This is a genomic window from Mesorhizobium sp. M2C.T.Ca.TU.002.02.1.1 (assembly GCF_003997225.1).
Genome location: NZ_RZTO01001194.1, coordinates 1 through 1,300, shown reverse-complemented (window position 1 = coordinate 1,300; position 1,300 = coordinate 1). Strand labels below are relative to the sequence as shown.

Annotated in this window: 2 protein-coding genes; both read left to right on the top strand. The window is 67.8% G+C overall.

The genetic code is table 11. The features are described 5' to 3' along the window. Positions 1 to 584, top strand: a 584-nt coding sequence (pdxA, locus tag EOD07_RS34670; protein ID WP_127238374.1) for a 4-hydroxythreonine-4-phosphate dehydrogenase PdxA, incomplete at its 5' end; no start/stop codon positions are given. Positions 585 to 591: 7 nt separating this feature from the next. Next, positions 592 to 1,300 (top strand): 16S rRNA (adenine(1518)-N(6)/adenine(1519)-N(6))-dimethyltransferase RsmA (gene rsmA, locus EOD07_RS34665; protein ID WP_127238373.1); only part of this gene is annotated, 709 nt, incomplete at its 3' end.

Genomic DNA, 1,300 nt, shown 5'->3' with positions numbered 1-1,300 from the left:
CCGGCAGGGACGTGACGCCGGTGATGCTGCTGGCGGGACCTGATCTGCGCACCGTTCCGGTCACCATCCACATCGCTTTGGCCGAGGTGCCGAAGGTGCTCACGACGGAGCTGATCGTCGCGACCGCGCGCATCACCGCCGCCGATCTCAAGAGCCGTTTCGGCATCGCCCGGCCGAGGCTTGCCATCGCCGGGCTCAACCCGCATGCCGGCGAAGGCGGCGCCATGGGCTCCGAGGATACCGCAATCGTCGCCCCGGCGGTCGAGACGTTGAAAGCGGAAGGCATCGACGCGATCGGGCCGCTGCCGGCCGACACGATGTTTCATCCGCGTGCGCGCACCACCTATGACGCGGCGCTCTGCATGTATCACGACCAGGCGCTGATCCCGGCCAAGACGCTGGCTTTCGACGAGGCGGTGAACGTGACGCTGGGCCTGCCCTTCATCCGAACCTCGCCCGATCACGGCACCGCTTTCGACATTGCCGGCAAGGGCATAGCGCGCCCCGATAGCCTGATCGCCGCGCTGAGGCTGGCGCGCCGGCTGGCTGACAGCGGACGGCGGGGGCGGGCTGCCGCAGCATGAGGCTCAATTGAACGCGCGCACCACGATCGACGGGTTGCCGCCGCTGCGCGAAGTGATCGAGCGGCACGGCCTGCAGGCCAAGAAGGCGCTCGGGCAGAATTTCCTGCTCGACCTCAATCTGATAAGCAAGATCGCCCGCGCGGCCGGCGATCTCGGCAAGGCGACCGTGATCGAGGTCGGCCCTGGTCCCGGCGGGCTGACGCGGGCACTGCTCTTCAACGGCGCGCACCGCGTGATCGCCATCGAGCGCGACGAGCGCTGCCTGGAGGCGCTGGCAGATATCTCCAGCCATTATCCCGGACGCCTCGATGTCATACCAGGCGATGCGCTGAAAACGGATTTTGCCGCACTTGCCGGCGCGGCGAATGGTGAGCCGGTCAAGATCGTCGCCAACCTGCCTTACAATATCGGCACCGAGCTTCTGATCCGCTGGCTGACGGTGGCCGACTGGCCGCCCTTCTACCAGTCGATGACGCTGATGTTCCAGCGCGAGGTGGCGGAGCGCATCACCGCGGGCCCGAGCAGCGACGCCTATGGCCGGCTCGGCGTCCTGGCCGGCTGGCGAACCGAGGCAAAAATCGCCTTCGACGTGCCGCCGCAGGCTTTCATTCCACCGCCCAAGGTCACCTCCTCCGTCGTGCATCTGGTGCCGCGCTCGTCGCCCCTGCCCGCCGAGGCAAAAAAGCTCGGCCGCGTCACCGAAGCCGCCTTCGGCC